Origin of the sequence: Vibrio hepatarius, from assembly GCF_011806575.1 — a bacterium.
Classification (GTDB): Bacteria; Pseudomonadota; Gammaproteobacteria; order Enterobacterales; family Vibrionaceae; genus Vibrio; species Vibrio hepatarius_A.
This window is the reverse complement of sequence record NZ_JAATOO010000022.1, coordinates 39428-58586: the sequence shown is the minus strand read 5'-3', so window position 1 is coordinate 58586 and position 19159 is coordinate 39428. Positions and strand designations below refer to the sequence as shown.

Below are 19159 nucleotides of genomic sequence, written 5' to 3'. Positions count from 1 at the left end.
CATTAACGGCTCTGAAGGGAGATTAGAAGTGCTCGATATGCTCAGTTAACCACGTTTCTGCTGCGTCTTCTGGCACATCATGGCTAAGTACATCGATAGTAAAACAGTCGGAAATCGGTGTTGCACCGATGTCTTCTAATAGGGCATGAGCATGCTTACCTGCTGCACAAAACGTATCGTAGCTAGAGTCACCAATCGCAATCACAGCAAACTTTAATTCACTGGTTCGTGGCGGAGTGTCTTGCAGTGCCTGGATAAATGGTTGGATATTATCAGGGTATTCACCTGCACCATGCGTTGATGTGATCACCAGCCACGTGCCGTTTGGCTCAATATCCGCAAGGTCTGGAGTGTTATGAATCGTTGTCTCAAAGCCTTTTTCTTGCAGAAGGTCGCTGAGGTGGTCACCCACATACTCCGCACCACCTAAGGTACTGCCTGTAATGATATGAATCATACTATGTCCTTACTAAAAACAAACGCGACCTTGGCCGCGTTATAAATGTTATTTACCGATACAGAAAGAAGAGAAAATACGCCCCAGTAAGTCGTCAGAGCTGAACTCACCCGTGATTTCACTGAGGTGCTGCTGAGCGATACGTAGCTCTTCAGCAAGAATTTCACCTGCCATATAACCTTCAAGCTGCTGCTGACCAATGTCGAGGTGCTCTGCTGCTTTTTCCAATGATTCTAAGTGACGACGACGCGCCATAAAGCCACCTTCGTTACCACCTGCAAAACCCATGCACTCTTTTAAGTGACTGCGTAGGGCATCAACTCCTTCGCCGGTTTTGGCTGATAGTCGGATCAAGGTGGGTGAGTTGACGTGACAGATCCCTAACTCTTCCTTGGTTTGATCGACTTTATTACGGATCACAGTCATGCCCATGTCGCCTGGGAGACGATCGACAAAGTCTGGCCAAATTTCTTTAGGATCCGTGGCGTCAGTCGTGGTGCCATCAACCATAAACAGCACTCGGTCGGCTTGGGCTATCTCGTCCCACGCGCGTTCGATACCAATCTTTTCGACTTCGTCTGACGCGTCACGCAGGCCCGCAGTGTCAATGATGTGCAGTGGCATACCGTCGATGTGAATATGCTCGCGTAGCACGTCACGGGTGGTACCGGCGATATCGGTTACGATGGCAGACTCTTTACCAGACAAGGCATTCAGCAAGCTCGATTTGCCCGCGTTTGGACGACCTGCAATCACGACTTTCATCCCTTCACGCATGATTGCGCCTTGGTTGGCTTCACGGCGTACCGCTGCGAGGTTGTCGATGATCGCTTGCAGGTCGGCAGACACTTTGCCGTCGGCCAAAAAGTCGATCTCTTCCTCAGGGAAGTCAATCGCAGCTTCAACATAGATTCGCAGATGGATCAGAGATTCCACCAGCGTATGAATGCGTTGAGAGAACGCGCCTTGTAGCGACTTAAGCGCTGATTTGGCCGCTTCTTCTGAGCTGGCATCAATCAAGTCTGCAATCGCTTCCGCTTGCGCGAGGTCGAGTTTATCGTTTAAGAACGCGCGTTCTGAGAATTCACCCGGTCTTGCGGTGCGGATACCTGGAATCTGGACGATGCGCTTAATCAGCATATCCATTACAACTGGACCACCGTGGCCTTGCAGCTCGAGTACGTCTTCACCGGTAAATGAATGCGGGTTAGGGAAGTACAGTGCAATGCCTTGGTCTAGTTGGGTGCCGTCTTGCGCGGTAAAAGGCAGGTACTCTGCGTAGCGAGGACGTAGCTCTTTGCCTGTCACTTCTCGCGCGACTTTAGACGCCAGTGGTCCTGAGACGCGGATAATGCCTACACCACCACGTCCCGGAGCGGTCGCCTGAGCAACAATGGTATCAGTTGTCATAGTTGTGCCTGTCGATATTGAGTGCCATAGCTTGGCAAATAAATAATGAGTTGAATTGTAATCAGCTCAAATAAAAAAGGCGACCTTTTGGCCGCCTTTGATTCATTATTGGCTGTTACTTAGAGTGTAAGCCTTTCTTTTCCAGTGACTTGTAGATCAGAGTTTGCTGGATAAGCGTCACGATGTTCGATACCAACCAGTATAGAACCAGACCTGACGGGAAGAACAGGAAGAAGAAGGTAAACATAACCGGCATAAAGGTCATGATCTTCTGCTGCATTGGGTCAGTGACTGTTGTCGGGCTCATCTTCTGGATTAGGAACATTGACGCACCCATCAGTAGCGGCAAGATGTAGTAAGGGTCTTGCGCTGAAAGGTCGTGAATCCAACCGAAGAACGGAGAATGACGTAGTTCAACCGACTCCATCAGTGCCCAGTATAGTGCGATGAAGATTGGCATTTGTAGAACCAAAGGAAGACAGCCACCCAGTGGGTTTACTTTCTCTTTCTTGTACAGTTCCATCATCTCTTGGCTCATGCGCTGACGGTCGTCGCCGATACGCTCACGCATTGCTTGCAGCTTAGGCTGTAGCATGCGCATTTTCGCCATAGAGGTGTATTGCGCTTTTGTTAGTGGGTACATTGCACCACGAACAATAAAGGTCAGACAGATGATTGCCACACCCCAGTTGCCAACAAAGCTCTGGATGAACGATAGCAACATGTGAAGTGGTTTCGCGATGAACCATAGCCAGCCGTAATCGACTACGAGGTCTAGGTTAGGCGCGACTTCTGACATTTGGTCTTGAAGTTTTGGACCTACCCATAGTGTTGCAGTAAATTGCGCGCTGTCACCGTTAGCGATGGTTTTGTTTGGCATACGAACGCCGATATCGCCAAGGTTGCCGATAACGCGAGTGTATAGGTTAGTACCTGCTTCGTTACGTGGAATCCACGCTGACGCGAAGTAGTGCTGGATCATTGCTGCCCAACCTTGACCATCTGGCAGAGGTAGAGACAAGTTACGATCTTGCATGTCGTCGAAGCTGTACTTCTTGTAACGTGTTTCTTCAGTCGAGTAAGCACCGCCACGGTAAGTTGGCATTGTGATGCTGCCGCCATCGTCCATTACGTTCTGACGTAGGTGCGCGTACATACCAAATGTTGCGTTGTTACCCGAGTTGTTGACTACGTTGTATTCAACATCTAAGGCGTAGCTGCCACGTTTTACGATGAAAGTCTTAGTGTACTCTAGACCGTTTGCAGAGTAAGTCATTGGGATACGAAGTTCATCCTGACCGTCTGCAAGCACAAAGCTGTCTGCGCTTACCGCGTAATGAGGGCGGTTAGAACTGCTTAGGTCGATACCTTGAGGACCAACTAAGCCACTTTGGGCAATAAACTGGTGACCTGGTTCGTTTTTAAGAAGAACGAATGGGTCTGAAGAATCGAGTTCTGCTGAGTATTGGTTTAGGTCTGCGTGGACAACATCACCACCAACCGCATCAATCGACAGAGTCAATACATCAGTTGTCACGGTAATCGTTTTAGCAGAAGCTTGCTGTGTCGGAGCTGGATCTAGCTCATCAGCAAATGATGGTGCAGGTAGAGTACTGCTTGATTGAGCCTGCTCAACCGGCTGAGGCGTCGGATTCTTTGCAACTTGCCATTGCTGGAACAATAGAAAAGAAACCAGTGCTAGCGCGATTAACAGGATATTACGTTGAGAATCCATCGTTATTTATCTCTGTCTTGTTTTTGGACTGGTGGAACGGGGTCAAACCCGCCTTCATTCAAAGGGTGGCATTTTAATAGACGTTTGCTTGATAACCAACACCCTTTTACAAAACCGTGAGCTTTCAACGCTTCTATGGCATAAGTAGAACAGGTTGGAGTAAAACGACAACGCGGTCCGATGAGCGGACTAATGAGGCCTTGGTAAAGTCGGACGAAGCCGATTGCTACCCACGAGAGGGGCGAGACAGACGCTGCCATAACTTATCAAACAATTTGAACATTTCTTCATTGCTCAAATCTTGCGCGCTTTTCTTGGCAATAACAACAAAATCTTTGTTAGGAAGCTGGTGTTGTTTATTACGAAAGCTTTCACGAGCGAGACGTTTAAAGCGATTTCGACCAACAGCAGTTTTTATCTGTTTTTTCGGAACGGCTAAACCCAATCTTGGATGTGATAGGTTGTTGTTGCGAGCAATAATAGTGAAATGAGGTGAGCCAGCTCTATGAGCTTGCTGGAAGACGTTTTGATAATGCTCGGGAGTTAACAAACGTAACTCCCGATTGAACGCGTACGTATTCAAAATAAACTAGCGATTATTTTGACAGGCGCGCACGGCCTTTAGCACGACGTGCATTGATTACTTTACGACCGTTCTTAGTTGCCATGCGAGCACGGAAGCCGTGAGTACGCTTGCGCTTTAGAACTGTAGGTTGAAAAGTGCGTTTCATGATAATTACCTTTACTGATCAGTAGTTTTAGGTCAATGTTAACCCGGCGTGGGCATTGCATCTTCTTTATATAAAATAAGAGGACAAACCGACGCCTCTCAACAAAGAGGCGGAATTGTAATCACAGTCACACAAAGTGTCAATCATTGAGCGACTGCTAAATTCCGGCCGAGCGATTATACGTAGTGTGAACAAAATCTCAAGGATCGAACGATCTTCTCGAGTGATCTTTACTCAGCACCGACTTGTCGAAGGAACTTCTTCAAGCGCGGATCTTGTGGATTACCGAAGATATCCTGTGGAGATCCCTGCTCAACAATGTTGCCTTCCGCCATAAAGATCACGCGATCCGCGACCTCTTTGGCAAATTGCATTTCATGAGTTACCACCAGCATCGTTTGATGTTTGGTCGCTAACTCCTTCATTAATTGGAGAACTTCGCCAACCCATTCTGGGTCAAGTGCCGAAGTTGGCTCATCAAATAACAGCAGTTCCGGCTGCAGTGCCATCGCACGACCAATACCAACCCGCTGTTGTTGGCCACCAGACAGTGCCGCTGGATAACTATCGCCTTTGTCACCCAAACCAATGTCATCCAAAATCTCTTGCGCGCGCTTTAACGCGTCGATTTTCTTCCAACCACGTACCGTGATCAGACCTTCAGCAATATTTTGGCGCGCGGTCATATGGGCAAACAGCGCGTAGTTTTGGAACACAAAGCCCGTCTTGCGGCGTAGGGCGATCACTTCTGCTTTGGTGTGGTTCTCGGTATCGACGCTAACGTCATCGATGGTAATCACGCCTTTATCGGCGTTTTCGAGAAAGTTGACCGTACGTAGTAAGGTTGACTTGCCCGTACCGCTCGAGCCGATAATCACGATGATTTCACCTTGCTTGATATCGATGTCGATACCTTTCAGCACTTCGCTATCGCCAAAGCGCTTGTGGATATTTGCTAATTTAATCATCGTACGTACGCCTTATTTAACTTCGCTTCTGCCCAAATCTGTACACGGGTGAGGAGCACAACCACCGCCCAGTAAATTAACGCCACAGCTAAGAACGCTTCAAAGAAGCGGAAACTCGAAGAAGCTTCCATTTGCGCTTTGGCCATAATTTCTGCCACACCCAAAGTAAATGCCAACGACGTCGATTTAATCATGTCGATGAAATAGTTCATCAGCGAAGGCAGTGCGACGCGGGTAGCTTGCGGCAAGATCACTCGACGCATGGCTTGTGAGGTCGTCATACCAACTGACAAGCTCGCTTCCATCTGGCTGCGGTCAATACCGATGATCGCCGCACGGATGCTCTCCGCCATGTAAGCGGCAAAATGGAGGGTTAAACCGATCACCGCGGCGCTGAACGCGTCCAGACCGACCATAAACGGAAATACCTGCGGTAAACCGTAATATAGCAGGAACAATTGCACCAACAACGGGGTACCACGGAAGAAGCTGATATAAAGCTGGCTGAGTTGGTCAAGAACGGGAACTCGAAAAACACGAATATTGGCCAAAATGACGGATAAAATCAGTGAAAACACCAATCCCCACGTCGCCATTTCCATTGTGGTGCCGAGATATTTAAGCAATATCGGCATCAGGTCTAGCATGTAGTTAAAATCGAATCCCATTACCTATTCCAGTTAAAAAAGTCGTACTTGGTAGAAATGCAAAGCCCACTGCAAAGAAGCAAGGCAGTGGGCTTGGAGACTTATCCTAGTTTATGCGGATAAGAAATGTAAGTGGTTACTTCGTAGTGATGTCCGCACCAAACCACTTCTGCGAGATTTCTTTTAGTGTGCCGTCTGCGCGCATTGCAGCCAGTGCTTTGTTCACTTCAGCTTGCAGTTTTTGACCGTTTTCGTTGTTGACGAATGGCCACGCGTTTTCGATTGTTTCGAATGGTTGGCCAGCAAGTTGTAGCGGAAGACCGGTTTTCTTGATCAGCTCAAGCGCAGATAGACGGTCCATCACGAATGCGTCAGCACGACCTAGCGCGACATCGTGTTCAATACCTGTTTCGTAAGTCTTGATGTTGATCTCGCCGTCTTTGTCGTAGTTACGTAGTAGCTGCTCAAAGTTCGAACCTAGGTTAACTGCGACAGTTTTACCTGCTAGGTCATTGATACCTTGGATTTCGTCGTTGCCTTTACGCACTGTGATTTGCGCGCCATCAACTACATATGGGTCAGCAAATAGGTACTTCGCTTTACGCGCTTCAGTCATCGTGATCTGGTTTGAAATCGTATCGATACGACCCGTTTCTAGCAGACCAAACAAACCAGAAAAGTTTGCGGTTACGTATTCTACGTTGTAGTCGTTACGCTTACCGATCTCATCCCATAGGTCAACTTCAAAACCTTGCAGTTTATCTTGTTGTACGAACGTGAATGGGAAGTAGCGACCAGACATCCCCACTTTAACGTCAGTAGCTGCTTGAACCGTTGCCGCAGAAAGCGCGATTGCTGCTACAGCAGCTTTAATCCAGTATTTCATAGTAAAACTCCATATATTTATGGTTGTAAATACTACTGTCATTTTAATCAATTAGATAAATAACCAAGAGAAATAACCTAGATGGCAGTGTAATAAGCTAAGTAAACAATAGCAGAAAGGAATAAATCTAGACTGAGATCTATTGGCAGAAAACTTCATGCACAGAGTTATCACCAGACTCAGGATCGAGCCAAATTTGCACAATTGTGGATCAAAGTGTGAGTAAAAATGGGGCAATATGTGGGGATCCGCCGAATAATCCCGGAAATAATGTGAATAACTTAGATCTTATTCACTGGATCATCGATCAATCGCTGGCGATCTTGGTTATCAACAGGTAAAATTGCCAATCTTTCCGAATAACGACTTTTGAGTGGGGGCACCGTGTCATCTTCGCTATGGTTGCAATGTATGCAGCAGCTTCAAGAAGAGCTACCAGCTACAGAATTCAGTATGTGGGTACGTCCGTTACAAGCGGAACTCAATGACAATACTCTCACTTTATTTGCACCAAACCGTTTTGTGTTGGACTGGGTACGTGATAAGTACTTAAACAACATCAACCGCCTGTTGCGTGAATTCTGTGGTAACGATGTCCCTAGCTTACGCTTTGAAGTCGGCAGTCGTCGTGTCTCTGCGCCTAAGCCTGTGCCAACTCGCACTCCAGCGGACGTTGCCGCAGAGTCATCAGCTCCCGCACAGCTTCAAGCTCGTAAACCTGTGCATAAGACTTGGGATGATGACGCTGAAGCCGTCGCGAACATCAACCACCGCTCAAACGTGAACCCAAAACACAAGTTCAAGAACTTTGTTGAAGGTAAGTCGAACCAACTCGGTTTGGCCGCGGCTCGTCAGGTATCGGATAACCCGGGTGCTGCATACAACCCATTATTCCTATACGGTGGCACGGGTCTGGGTAAAACCCACTTGCTGCACGCGGTAGGTAACGCGATTGTCGATAACAAGCCAGACGCTAAAGTGGTGTACATGCACTCTGAGCGTTTTGTGCAAGATATGGTAAAAGCGCTGCAAAATAACGCGATTGAAGAGTTCAAGCGCTACTACCGCAGTGTCGATGCTCTGCTTATCGATGACATTCAGTTCTTCGCCAATAAAGAGCGTTCTCAAGAAGAGTTTTTCCATACTTTCAACGCATTGCTTGAAGGTAACCAACAAATCATTTTGACGTCAGACCGTTATCCAAAAGAGATCAATGGTGTTGAAGATCGCCTTAAATCGCGTTTTGGTTGGGGTTTGACGGTTGCGATCGAGCCACCAGAGTTAGAAACGCGTGTGGCGATCTTGATGAAGAAAGCAGAAGATCACCAAATTCATCTGGCTGATGAAGTGGCATTCTTTATTGCTAAGCGACTACGTTCTAATGTTCGTGAGCTGGAAGGTGCGCTGAACCGCGTGATCGCCAACGCGAACTTTACTGGTCGTCCGATTACCATTGACTTCGTACGTGAAGCTCTGCGCGACTTACTGGCGTTGCAAGAGAAATTGGTGACGATCGATAATATTCAAAAGACGGTTGCTGAGTACTACAAAATTAAAGTGGCCGACTTGCTGTCAAAACGTCGTTCACGTTCTGTCGCGCGACCACGTCAGCTGGCTATGGCGCTAGCCAAAGAGTTGACCAACCACAGTTTGCCAGAAATCGGCGACGCCTTTGGTGGTCGTGACCATACCACCGTACTGCACGCTTGCCGCAAAATAGAGCAACTGCGTGAAGAGAGTCACGATATCAAAGAAGATTACTCGAACTTGATTCGTACCCTTTCTTCTTAATTCACAGTATCCTTATACCTTGGCGATCAGGGTATAAGTACCTGGTCACTACTCTGTTTGTCTAAGCAAAAAAGAAATCTGATAAGAGCGTCCTATGAAATTTTCCATTGAGCGTAGCCACTTACTAAAACCTCTACAACAAGTATCCGGTGCTTTAGGTGGTCGTCCAACTTTACCAATCCTGGGTAACTTGCTACTCAAAGTCGAAGACAACGTATTGTCGATGACGGCAACGGATTTGGAAGTGGAACTGATCAGCCGAGTGACGTTAGAAGGCGATTTTGAAGCGGGCAGTGTGACGGTACCGTCACGTAAGTTCCTCGATATTTGCCGTGGCTTACCGGATGATTCAATCATTACCTTTGTTTTGGAAGGTGACCGCGTTCAAGTGCGTTCAGGCCGTAGCCGTTTCTCGCTATCAACCTTACCTGCGAGTGATTTTCCAAATATTGAAGATTGGCAGAGTGAAGTTGAAATTACGCTGACTCAGGCAGAATTGCGCGGCGTGATCGAAAAAACGCAATTCTCGATGGCCAACCAAGACGTGCGTTATTACCTCAACGGTATGCTGTTTGAAATTGACGGCAGCACGTTACGCAGTGTGGCGACCGACGGTCACCGTATGGCGGTATCGCAAACCCAACTGGGTGCAGATTTTGCGCAAAACCAAATCATCGTACCGCGTAAAGGCGTACTCGAATTGGTGAAACTGATGGACGCGCCAGAGCAGCCCGTGACGCTGCAAATCGGCAGTTCAAACGTTCGCGCGGAAGTGAACAACTTTGTCTTCACTTCGAAGCTCGTTGACGGCCGTTTCCCGGATTATCGCCGCGTAATGCCGCAACAAACAACCAAAACGCTGGAAGCGGGTTGTGACGAATTACGTCAGGCATTTTCTCGTGCTGCGATTCTATCGAATGAAAAGTTCCGTGGTGTTCGGGTTAACTTAGCCGGTAGCGAAATGCGTATTACCGCGAACAACCCTGAACAAGAAGAAGCGGAAGAGATGCTCGATGTGACATTTGAAGGCGAGGCGATCGAAATCGGCTTCAACGTTAGCTACGTATTGGACGTATTAAATACGCTGCGCTGTGAGAAAGTGCGTATTTCGATGTCGGACGCTAACGCGAGTGCCTTGATTGAAAATGCCGACGATGACAGTGCTCTGTACGTGGTAATGCCGATTCGACTCTAGCATGCCGCTCTCTCGTCTTATTATTCAGCAATTTCGGAATATTAAAGCCTGTGATATCGACCTATCATCAGGCTTTAACTTTCTTATTGGCCCGAATGGCAGTGGCAAAACCAGCGTGCTTGAAGCGATCTATTTGTTGGGTCATGGCCGTTCATTTAAGAGCTCGTTAACCGGACGAGTGATTCAAAACGACTGTGAAGAACTGTTTGTCCATGGTCGTTTTTTGAACTCGGATCAATTTGAGCTACCGATCGGCATTAATAAGCAGCGCGATGGCTCAACAGAGGTTAAAATAGGCGGTCAGTCTGGGCAAAAGTTAGCTCAGCTGGCACAAGTGTTACCCTTGCAGTTAATCCACCCGGAAGGGTTCGATTTGTTGACCGATGGACCGAAACATCGCCGCGCATTTATTGATTGGGGCGTGTTTCATACCGAGTCAGCTTTTTATGACGCATGGGGACGTTTTAAGCGACTGAACAAGCAACGTAATGCGTTATTGAAAACCGCGACCAGCTATCGAGAACTCAGTTATTGGGATCAAGAAATGGCACGGTTGGCTGAAAATATCAGCCAGTGGCGCGCACTGTATGTCGAGCAACTCAAGTCCAAAGCTGAAGAGATTTGTCAGGCTTTTCTGCCCGAATTCGACATTCAATTAAAGTATTACCGTGGCTGGGATAAAGATACCCCTTATCAGGAAATTCTGGAAAAGAACTTCGAACGGGATCAGTCGCTGGGTTACACGTTTAGTGGACCCAATAAAGCCGATTTGAGAATCAAAGTGAACGGTACGCCGGTAGAGGATGTGCTGTCACGTGGCCAGTTAAAACTGATGGTGTGTGCGCTGCGTGTTGCGCAAGGCCAACATCTAACGGAAATGACTGGCAAGCAATGTATCTATTTAATTGATGACTTTGCTTCTGAATTAGATAGCCAACGTCGTAAGCGTCTTGCAGACTGCTTAAAAGAGACGGGGGCACAAGTTTTTGTAAGTTCTATTACCGAAAGTCAAATCACCGACATGTTGGATGAAAATGGCAGGATGTTCCATGTGGAACATGGCACAATAGAACAAAATATATAGTGGAAGATAACTCATGTCTGAAAATTACGATTCATCGAGTATTAAAGTACTAAAGGGTCTGGATGCGGTACGTAAGCGTCCGGGAATGTACATCGGCGACACGGATGACGGTACCGGTCTACACCACATGGTTTTTGAGGTGGTGGATAACTCAATTGATGAAGCGTTGGCAGGTCACTGTAAAGACATCATTGTAACTATCCACGAAGACAACTCTGTCTCTGTGAGCGATGATGGTCGTGGTATTCCAACAGAGTTACACGAAGAAGAGCAAGTCTCGGCAGCGGAAGTTATCATGACGGTACTTCACGCTGGTGGTAAGTTTGACGACAACTCATACAAGGTCTCTGGTGGTCTGCACGGCGTAGGTGTTTCTGTAGTAAACGCTCTGTCTGAGAAAGTGGAACTGACTATCCACCGTGGTGGTCATACCCATACTCAAACTTACCGTCATGGTGAGCCTCAAGCGCCACTTGCGATTGTGGGCGATACCGATAAAACTGGTACTATGATCCGTTTTTGGCCGAGCGCTGAAACCTTCTCAAACACCGAGTTCCACTACGATATCCTAGCAAAACGTCTGCGTGAGCTTTCGTTCCTAAACTCAGGTGTGTCGATCAAGCTAAGCGACGAACGCGAAGAAGACAAAAATGACCACTTCATGTACGAAGGTGGTATCCAGGCGTTTGTTGAGCACTTGAACACCAACAAAACGCCAATCCACGAGAAAGTATTCCACTTCAACTCTGAGCGCGAAGATGGCATTTCTGTGGAAGTGGCGATGCAGTGGAACGATGGTTTCCAAGAGAACATCTACTGCTTTACCAACAACATTCCTCAGCGCGATGGTGGTACTCACCTTGCGGGTTTCCGTTCGGCACTGACTCGTACCCTGAACACTTTCATGGACAAAGAAGGCTACTCGAAGAAAGCCAAAGCGGCGACGTCGGGCGACGATGCTCGTGAAGGTCTGACAGCGGTTATCTCGGTAAAAGTGCCAGATCCAAAATTCTCAAGCCAAACTAAAGACAAACTGGTTTCTTCTGAAGTGAAGTCAGCGGTTGAATCGGCGATGGGTGAGAAGCTTTCTGAGTACCTAGTTGAGCACCCGAACGAAGCGAAAACCGTTTGTAGTAAAATCATCGACGCGGCTCGTGCTCGTGAAGCGGCACGTAAAGCGCGCGAAATGACACGTCGTAAAGGCGCACTAGACCTAGCGGGTCTGCCAGGTAAATTAGCGGACTGTCAGGAAAAAGACCCAGCGCTATCTGAACTATACATAGTGGAGGGTGACTCTGCGGGTGGTTCAGCTAAGCAAGGTCGTAACCGTAAAAACCAAGCAATCCTGCCGCTGAAAGGTAAGATTCTTAACGTAGAAAAAGCACGTTTCGACAAAATGCTGTCTTCACAGGAAGTGGCAACACTGATCACTGCGCTTGGCTGTGGTATCGGTCGTGACGAGTACAACCCAGATAAACTGCGTTACCACAACATCATCATCATGACCGATGCGGACGTCGATGGTTCTCACATTCGTACTCTGCTGCTGACGTTCTTCTACCGTCAAATGCCTGAGCTTATTGAGCGTGGTTACGTGTACATCGCTCAGCCACCGCTTTACAAAGTGAAGAAAGGTAAGCAAGAGCAGTACATCAAAGATGAAGAAGCGATGAACCAGTACCAGGTTGCGTTGGCTCTGGATAACGCGGCTCTACACGTTAACGCGGATGCACCAGCATTGGCGGGCGAAGCGCTAGAGAAACTGGTGCAACAATACAACGCTGGTATTAAGCTGGTGGAGCGCATGAGTCGTCGTTACCCATACGCGATGCTACACGAGTTGCTTTACACACCACGTCTAACGGCAGAGCAATGCCACGACGCCGCGGCAGTGGAAGCGTGGACCAAGCAGCTTGTTGAACAACTAAATGCGAAAGAAGTGGGTGCGAGCCAGTACAGCTTTGAAGTTGAGCAACACGCTGAGCTAGGTCTGAACCTACCTAAGATTGTCGTTCGTACTCACGGCGTGACGCACGAATACGCGCTGAGTATCGACCTTATCAACTCGAAAGAGTACGGCAAGCTAGCGGATCTGTCTGAAGCGCTAAACGGTTTGCTGGAAGAGGGCGCTTACATCAAACGTGGTGAGCGTACTCAGCCTGTGGATAGCTTTGTTGAAGCACTGAACTGGCTGATCAAAGAGTCGCAACGTGGCCTAAGCCGTCAGCGTTACAAAGGTCTAGGTGAGATGAACCCTGACCAGCTTTGGGAAACCACCATGGACCCAGAGTCTCGTCGCATGATGCAAGTAACGATTGAAGATGCCGTTGGTGCAGACCAACTGTTCACCACGCTAATGGGTGACCAAGTTGAGCCGCGTCGTAACTTCATCGAAGAGAATGCACTTAAGGTATCAAACCTAGACGTTTAGAGCCTTGATACTTCGCTCTTTCGCTCCATTTCGGTGTCAGAGGTGCTCACATACCTTCGTATGTTCCGCGCCTCTTCCTTGAACTGAAACGAAATCGATTCGTCTCAAAACTCTAAAGAAATTGAAAGCACTGCCCGTTGGGTGGTGCTTTTTTGTTTTTAAATAATTGAAAAATAATAAATTAAAAAATTTTTCAAAATAATCCCTTGAAAGTATTTTGCCCTATCCATATATCTAGTTGTGAAGAGGTGCCAAGCGATTTGGGCCTCTGTCATCGCTGTAACAAGCGTCGCTCAAGTGAGGACGACTTTCCCAGCACACAATCTGAAACCCAAGATTCTGCCCCATGTCCCTGCGCTCGTTTGCCTGAGGAATGGTAATGAATCGCTTAGCCACCAAAGCTGGCTTTGGACACTCACGGCTAAGACTATTGCTTATTAAGAGGATAGTATTATGAGAACTGTAGATTTCACTCCTTTATACCGCAACGCAATCGGCTTCGACCGTCTTCTCAACATGATGGAAGCGAACGCAGCGAAAAGCAGCTCTGGCGGTTACCCTCCATACAACATTGAACAAAAAGACGAGAACAACTACCGCATCACTATGGCTGTAGCGGGTTTTGCAGAGGATCAACTCGACCTAATGCAAAAAGACAATATGTTGATCGTTAAGGGTGAACGCAAAGAAGAAGGCGAGAAAAATTACGTCTACCAAGGTATCGCAGAACGCGACTTTGAACGTAAGTTCCAATTGGCAGACTACGTAAAAGTGGTCGGTGCAAGCATGGAAAATGGCTTGCTACACATCGATCTAGAACGTGAAATTCCAGAAGCGATGCAACCGCGTAAAATTGCCATCAACGGCAAGAAACTGATTGAAGGTTAATAGCCGTTAGTTGAGGTAAAGATATAAAGAGTGAAAGAGCGCCGATTGGCGCTCTTTTTTAATTCCATTTAGCCTTGTTGGTAGGCTTTGGCGACTTCTTCTGCGATCACCGCAATGCCTTTTTGCATCGCTTCATCATCTTGTACGTAGTTCATACGCAGACATTGATGCGCGTGTTCCCAGTCATCTTCTTGACCGATAAAGAAGTATTCTCCCGGTACAATCAAAACGCCTCGCGCTTTAAGACGCTTGTAGAGTTCCATGGTCGTGATCGGTAGTTCATCGAACCATAGCCATAGGAAAATCGCACCTTCCGGCTTATGGATACGGAACCTTGGGTCAGTGATGGCGTCTTGTAGCAGTTGCACCGCACGTTGCGACTTGTGTTGGTAAAACGGCTTAATGACGTTAGTACTGAGTTTGAGCAGGTCGTCTTTTGCGATCATGTGGTTGGCAAAGGTAGGTCCAACGCTACCCGGCGCAAGGCTGATGATTCCGTTCATATTGGTCATCGCCTGAGTGATTTCTTCACTGGCAATCACAATCCCACAGCGCACGCCTGGCAGGCCCAACTTCGATAGGCTCATGCACAAGATGGTGTTTTCATTCCAGAATGGTTCGACGTCCTCGAAAATGATATTTGGAAACGGCAAACCGTAGGCATTGTCGATGATCAGTGGAATGTTGTTTTCACGCGCCAGCTTATCCAATTTGTGGATTTCTTCGTCGGTTAGAACGTTTCCGGTTGGGTTAGTCGGGCGAGAGGCGCAGATCGCCGCCACTGATTCATCAACTTTCAACTCTTCAAAATCAACGTGGTATTTGAACAGGCCGTTGTCGAGCAATTCAATTTCTGGGTGATAAGAAACAAAGATGTTCTCATCAATGCCCGCGTCCCCATAACCAATGTATTCAGGGGCGATAGGCAATAAGATCTTCTTGTGTGAACCGTCGGCTTGTTGGCCTGCGAGCAGGTTAAACAGGTAAAAGAAGCCGCTTTGGCTGCCGTTCGTCAGGCTGATGTTTTTCTCGCTAATATTCCAGCCGTACGTCTCTCTAAATAGCTTCGCCAGTGCTTTGACAAAGACGTCTTTGCCTTGAGGGCCATCGTAGTTGGTCAGCGCAGCGACGAGGTCACCGTTGGCGAGCAGTTCTTCACTGGTTTGATGAAAGTACTCGAGCATGGCAGGTATGGCGGCTGGGTTACCTCCACCGAGCATGATGGCGCCTGGAGTGCGCAGACCATCATTAAGGTCGTCCATTAACTGCGTGATACCGGAATACTGATTAAACTTGTCACCAAACTTAGAAAACTGCATTGCTACTTTTACCTAATTCATTGTGTTTGCTTTATATGTAATACGCTGATGGAGATCAGCTAATAGTGTAATACTTGACCTTACCCTAATGTTTTTACGACGCAAAGCACAATATTTGGCTTTAGATAAAAATAAAGCCCGACTCAAAGAGCCGGGCTTGCGCATACATAATGATTTCAGCTGAGAATTACTTCTGCAGTAGTGAAATATCCGCAATTTGCAGGAATAGATTACGTAGATTGTTCAGTAGAGTCAGACGGTTCTTCTTCAGTGCTTCGTCGTCTGCCATTACCATGACGTTATCGAAGAACGCATCCACTGGCTCACGTAGGTCAGCTAGCTTGTTTAGCGCTTCTTGGTAGTTACCGGTTGCAAATGCAGGTTCTAGCGCTTCTGTCATGACTTCAACGCTTTCTGCTAGTGCTTTCTCTGCGTCTTCTTGTAGCAATGCTAGGTCAATCTCTGCTGCTAGTTCGCCGTCGAATTTCGCAAGGATGTTACCGACACGTTTGTTCGCTGCTGCTAGAGACTCTGCCGCTTCCAACTCACGGAAGTGAGATACCGCTTTAACACGTTGGTCGAAGTCTGCTGGTTTAGTCGGACGACGAGCCAGTACTGCTTGAATGATGTCTACGCTGAAGCCTTCGTCTTGGTACCAAGCACGGAAACGACCAAGCATAAATTCAATCACGTCTTGTTCAACGTTGTCGTTAGTTAAACGGTCACCAAATAGAGACTTCGCTTTTGCAACTAGGTCAACGAGATCTAGGTTGTAACCGTATTCAACGATGATACGTAGTACACCTAGCGACGCGCGGCGCAGTGCGAATGGGTCGCTGCCTTTCGGCGCTTGACCGATACCGAAGATACCTACGATCGTGTCTAGCTTGTCAGCCATAGCAACTGCGGTTGAAACGCCGTTAGATGGCAGTTCATCACCTGCGAAACGAGGCATGTATTGCTCGTTCAGTGCCACTGCCACTTCTTCTGCTTCACCGTCGTGGCGCGCGTAGTGCATACCCATTACACCTTGAGTATCCGTAAATTCGAATACCATTGAGGTCATTAGGTCACATTTCGCTAGCAGGCCTGCACGCTTCGATTTCTCTACGTCAGCACCAATTTGCTCAGCGATGTAGCCAGCAAGTTCTGTGATGCGGTCTGTTTTGTCTTTGATCGTACCCAGTTGCTTTTGGAAGATTGCTGTTTCTAGTTCAGGAAGACGGTCGATAAGCGGACGCTTACGGTCTGTGTTGAAGAAGAACTCAGCGTCAGCAAGACGAGGGCGAACCACTTTCTCATTACCTTCGATAACGTAGCGAGGTTCTTTCGATTCGATATTGGATACGAAGATGAAATTAGGCAGCAATTGCTTGTCTTCTGTGTAGACAGGGAAGTACTTTTGGTCGCCTTTCATGGTGTAAACCAAGGCTTCAGAAGGAACTTTTAGGAATTCTTCTTCAAACTTCGCGGTAAGCACGACTGGCCATTCAACCAGAGAAGTCACTTCTTCTACTAGGTCATCTTCAAGGTCAGCAATACCACCAACGGCGGCTGCCGCTTTTTGAGCGTCGGCTAGGATGATGGCTTTACGCGCTTCGTAATCTGCCATCACTTTACCGCGTTCTTCTAGGATCGCAGGGTATTGCTCAGCAGAATCGATAGTAAATTCTTGCTCACCCATAAAGCGGTGACCACGGATAGTGCGGTCAGAAGCGACACCTAAGATTTCGCCTTCGATTAGGTCGCTACCCATTAGCATGGTTAGCGTTTTAACTGGACGGATAAATTGCGTGGTTTTGTTACCCCAACGCATTGGTTTTGCGATCGGTAGGTTTGCCAGCGCTTTTGCTGCGAGTTCAACCACGATCTCAGAAGCCGGCTTACCTTTGACTTCTTGCTTGAACAGTAGCCATTCGCCTTTGTCGGTTACCATGCGATCCGCTTGGTCAACGGTGATGCCACAACCACGAGCCCAGCCTTGAGCGGCTTTAGTCGGATTGCCTTCTGCGTCAAATGCGGCAGAAACCGCAGGACCACGTTTTTCAACCACTTTGTCTGATTGGCTTTCTGCCAGTGCAGCCACTTTAAGTGCAAGACGACGAGGTGCCGCGAACCATTTTACGCCTTCGTGAGCAAGCTCAGCGTTTTTTAGTTCTGCTTCGAAGTTTGCTGCGAATGCTTCAGCTAGAGTGCGAAGTTGCGTTGGTGGTAGCTCTTCTGTGCCTAGCTCGATTAGAAATTCTTTTGCCATGTTACTCTACCCCTTACGCTTGTTCTTTCTTACACATTGGGAAGCCAAGAGCTTCACGCGATGCGTAGTATGCTTCTGCTACTGCTTTAGTCAGATTGCGGATGCGCAGGATGTAACGTTGACGTTCAGTTACTGAGATCGCTTTGCGTGCGTCTAGTAGGTTGAATGCGTGACCCGCTTTCAGGATGCGCTCGTAAGCTGGTAAAGGAAGTGGTTTTTCAAGCTCTAATAGCTCTTTACACTCTTTCTCGCACTGCTCGAAGAAGCTAAATAGGAAATCTACGTCTGCGTGCTCGAAGTTGTAAGTCGATTGTTCCACTTCGTTTTGGTGGAAAATATCACCATAAGTCACTTTGCTGCCGTCTGGTGCGATGTTCCAAGTTAGGTCGTAAACCGAGTCTACTTCTTGGATGTACATAGCTAGACGTTCGATACCGTAAGTGATTTCACCCGTTACCGGTTTACACTCAAGACCACCAACTTGTTGGAAGTAAGTAAACTGAGTCACTTCCATGCCGTTTAGCCACACTTCCCAGCCTAGACCCCATGCGCCAAGCGTTGGGTTTTCCCAGTTGTCTTCTACGAAACGGATGTCGTGTACAAGTGGGTCAATACCAAGAACTTCAAGGGAGCCAAGGTACAACTCTTGAATATTGTCTGGAGACGGTTTTAGCGCTACTTGGAATTGATAGTAGTGCTGAAGACGGTTAGGGTTTTCACCGTAACGGCCATCGGTCGGACGACGTGAAGGTTGTACGTAAGCTGTAGACATTGGCTCTGGGCCAAGCGCTCGTAGACAGGTCATTGGGTGAGAGGTACCCGCACCTACTTCCATATCTAGCGGTTGAACAATGGTACAACCATTTTGAGCCCAATAATCCTGCAGCGCGAGGATCATTCCCTGGAAGGTTTTGATATCGTATTTTTGCATAAGTCAGGTTCGCGCGATTCTCTAGTTACTCATTAATTCGTTTTTTCTGTCGAGTTTTGCACTCAAACAGGGGCGATAAAGAGTAATTACGGTTGAATAAAATAACAATCAAGTATACCCAGATATTGGTTATGGGAGTAGGGTTAATCTTGATTAATTCCTAGGCATATTTCTCCTTTAATGGAAATTTAACGGCTTATTCGCCTAAATTTTCTTAAAAGGGAGTTTTTGCGCGCTTTGCTACTTGTTCTAACGCAGAGTGGTGGCTAAAATAGCGCCCATCTTTGGGGAGTAGCTTACTAAGTCGATATCCTTGTCCACTTAGTTCGTTCGTCAACATAATTGGTGCAAAATCACCATGGCGCTCGAGACTCATCGCTTGATGGGTTTAGCAAGACCTTAGATAAACATCGTGAACCGGGGTGGGGCACG

The 19159-nt window shown here is 47.6% G+C and carries 17 protein-coding genes; 5 read left to right on the top strand and 12 right to left on the bottom strand.

The window, feature by feature from the left end; translation table 11 throughout:
* Window positions 1–22 precede the first annotated feature (22 nt).
* From mioC to HCZ42_RS16425, 9 genes are all read right to left on the bottom strand, one after another.
* Entirely contained in the window at window positions 23–457 is a 435-nt protein-coding gene (gene mioC, locus HCZ42_RS16465) for an FMN-binding protein MioC (RefSeq protein ID WP_167421828.1), read from the bottom strand.
* Window positions 458–505: 48 nt separating this feature from the next.
* Complete coding sequence (gene mnmE / locus HCZ42_RS16460) at window positions 506–1867, bottom strand: tRNA uridine-5-carboxymethylaminomethyl(34) synthesis GTPase MnmE (RefSeq protein ID WP_167421826.1); 1362 nt, start codon at window positions 1865–1867, stop codon at window positions 506–508.
* Window positions 1868–1982: 115 nt separating this feature from the next.
* Window positions 1983–3602 (bottom strand): membrane protein insertase YidC, encoded by a 1620-nt coding sequence (gene yidC, locus HCZ42_RS16455; protein WP_167421824.1) that lies wholly within the window; start codon window positions 3600–3602, stop codon window positions 1983–1985.
* Window positions 3603–3604: 2 nt separating this feature from the next.
* A complete protein-coding gene (gene yidD, locus HCZ42_RS16450; protein ID WP_167421822.1) occupies window positions 3605–3862 on the bottom strand; it encodes a membrane protein insertion efficiency factor YidD in 258 nt (85 codons plus the stop codon).
* Window positions 3829–4152, bottom strand: coding sequence for a ribonuclease P protein component (rnpA, locus tag HCZ42_RS16445; protein ID WP_245639027.1), 324 nt, complete (start codon window positions 4150–4152; stop codon window positions 3829–3831). Before rnpA ends, yidD begins: the two co-directional genes overlap by 34 nt.
* A gap of 46 nt (window positions 4153–4198) precedes the next feature.
* A complete protein-coding gene (gene rpmH, locus HCZ42_RS16440) occupies window positions 4199–4333 on the bottom strand; it encodes a 50S ribosomal protein L34 (protein ID WP_005378825.1) in 135 nt (44 codons plus the stop codon).
* A 230-nt stretch (window positions 4334–4563) separates the two neighbouring features.
* Window positions 4564–5301 carry an amino acid ABC transporter ATP-binding protein gene (locus tag HCZ42_RS16435; RefSeq protein ID WP_167421820.1) on the bottom strand — a complete coding sequence of 246 codons (738 nt, stop codon included), beginning with the start codon at window positions 5299–5301 and terminating at the stop codon, window positions 4564–4566.
* Window positions 5298–5969 carry an amino acid ABC transporter permease gene (locus HCZ42_RS16430; protein ID WP_167421818.1) on the bottom strand — a complete coding sequence of 224 codons (672 nt, stop codon included), beginning with the start codon at window positions 5967–5969 and terminating at the stop codon, window positions 5298–5300. The genes HCZ42_RS16435 and HCZ42_RS16430 overlap by 4 nt, the downstream gene beginning before the upstream one ends.
* Before the next feature lie 115 nt (window positions 5970–6084).
* Window positions 6085–6834 (bottom strand): amino acid ABC transporter substrate-binding protein, encoded by a 750-nt coding sequence (locus HCZ42_RS16425; protein ID WP_167421816.1) that lies wholly within the window; start codon window positions 6832–6834, stop codon window positions 6085–6087.
* A gap of 384 nt (window positions 6835–7218) precedes the next feature.
* Between HCZ42_RS16425 and dnaA the strand changes: the two genes are divergently transcribed.
* The 5 genes from dnaA to HCZ42_RS16400 all read left to right on the top strand — a co-directional run bounded on the left by dnaA (window position 7219) and on the right by HCZ42_RS16400 (window position 14223).
* Window positions 7219–8625 (top strand): chromosomal replication initiator protein DnaA, encoded by a 1407-nt coding sequence (dnaA, locus tag HCZ42_RS16420; RefSeq protein ID WP_167421814.1) that lies wholly within the window; start codon window positions 7219–7221, stop codon window positions 8623–8625.
* Between the two features lie 94 nt (window positions 8626–8719).
* Window positions 8720–9820 carry a DNA polymerase III subunit beta gene (gene dnaN / locus HCZ42_RS16415; protein WP_167421812.1) on the top strand — a complete coding sequence of 367 codons (1101 nt, stop codon included), beginning with the start codon at window positions 8720–8722 and terminating at the stop codon, window positions 9818–9820.
* A 1-nt stretch (window position 9821) separates the two neighbouring features.
* Window positions 9822–10904, top strand: a complete 1083-nt coding sequence (gene recF / locus HCZ42_RS16410) for a DNA replication/repair protein RecF (protein WP_167421810.1) — start codon at window positions 9822–9824, stop codon at window positions 10902–10904.
* A gap of 13 nt (window positions 10905–10917) precedes the next feature.
* Window positions 10918–13335, top strand: a complete 2418-nt coding sequence (gyrB, locus tag HCZ42_RS16405) for a DNA topoisomerase (ATP-hydrolyzing) subunit B (protein WP_167421808.1) — start codon at window positions 10918–10920, stop codon at window positions 13333–13335.
* 453 nt (window positions 13336–13788) lie between these two features.
* Entirely contained in the window at window positions 13789–14223 is a 435-nt protein-coding gene (locus HCZ42_RS16400) for an Hsp20 family protein (protein ID WP_167421807.1), read from the top strand.
* 68 nt (window positions 14224–14291) lie between these two features.
* Here the strand turns inward: HCZ42_RS16400 and HCZ42_RS16395 are convergent, their stop codons facing one another.
* From HCZ42_RS16395 to glyQ, 3 genes are all read right to left on the bottom strand, one after another.
* The gene (locus tag HCZ42_RS16395) at window positions 14292–15542 is read right to left on the bottom strand and encodes a valine--pyruvate transaminase (protein ID WP_167421805.1); all 1251 of its coding nucleotides are present in this window, start codon (window positions 15540–15542) and stop codon (window positions 14292–14294) included.
* Window positions 15543–15729: 187 nt separating this feature from the next.
* The gene (gene glyS, locus HCZ42_RS16390) at window positions 15730–17796 is read right to left on the bottom strand and encodes a glycine--tRNA ligase subunit beta (protein ID WP_167421803.1); all 2067 of its coding nucleotides are present in this window, start codon (window positions 17794–17796) and stop codon (window positions 15730–15732) included.
* A gap of 13 nt (window positions 17797–17809) precedes the next feature.
* Complete coding sequence (glyQ, locus tag HCZ42_RS16385; protein WP_053408032.1) at window positions 17810–18727, bottom strand: glycine--tRNA ligase subunit alpha; 918 nt, start codon at window positions 18725–18727, stop codon at window positions 17810–17812.
* Window positions 18728–19159 lie beyond the last annotated feature (432 nt).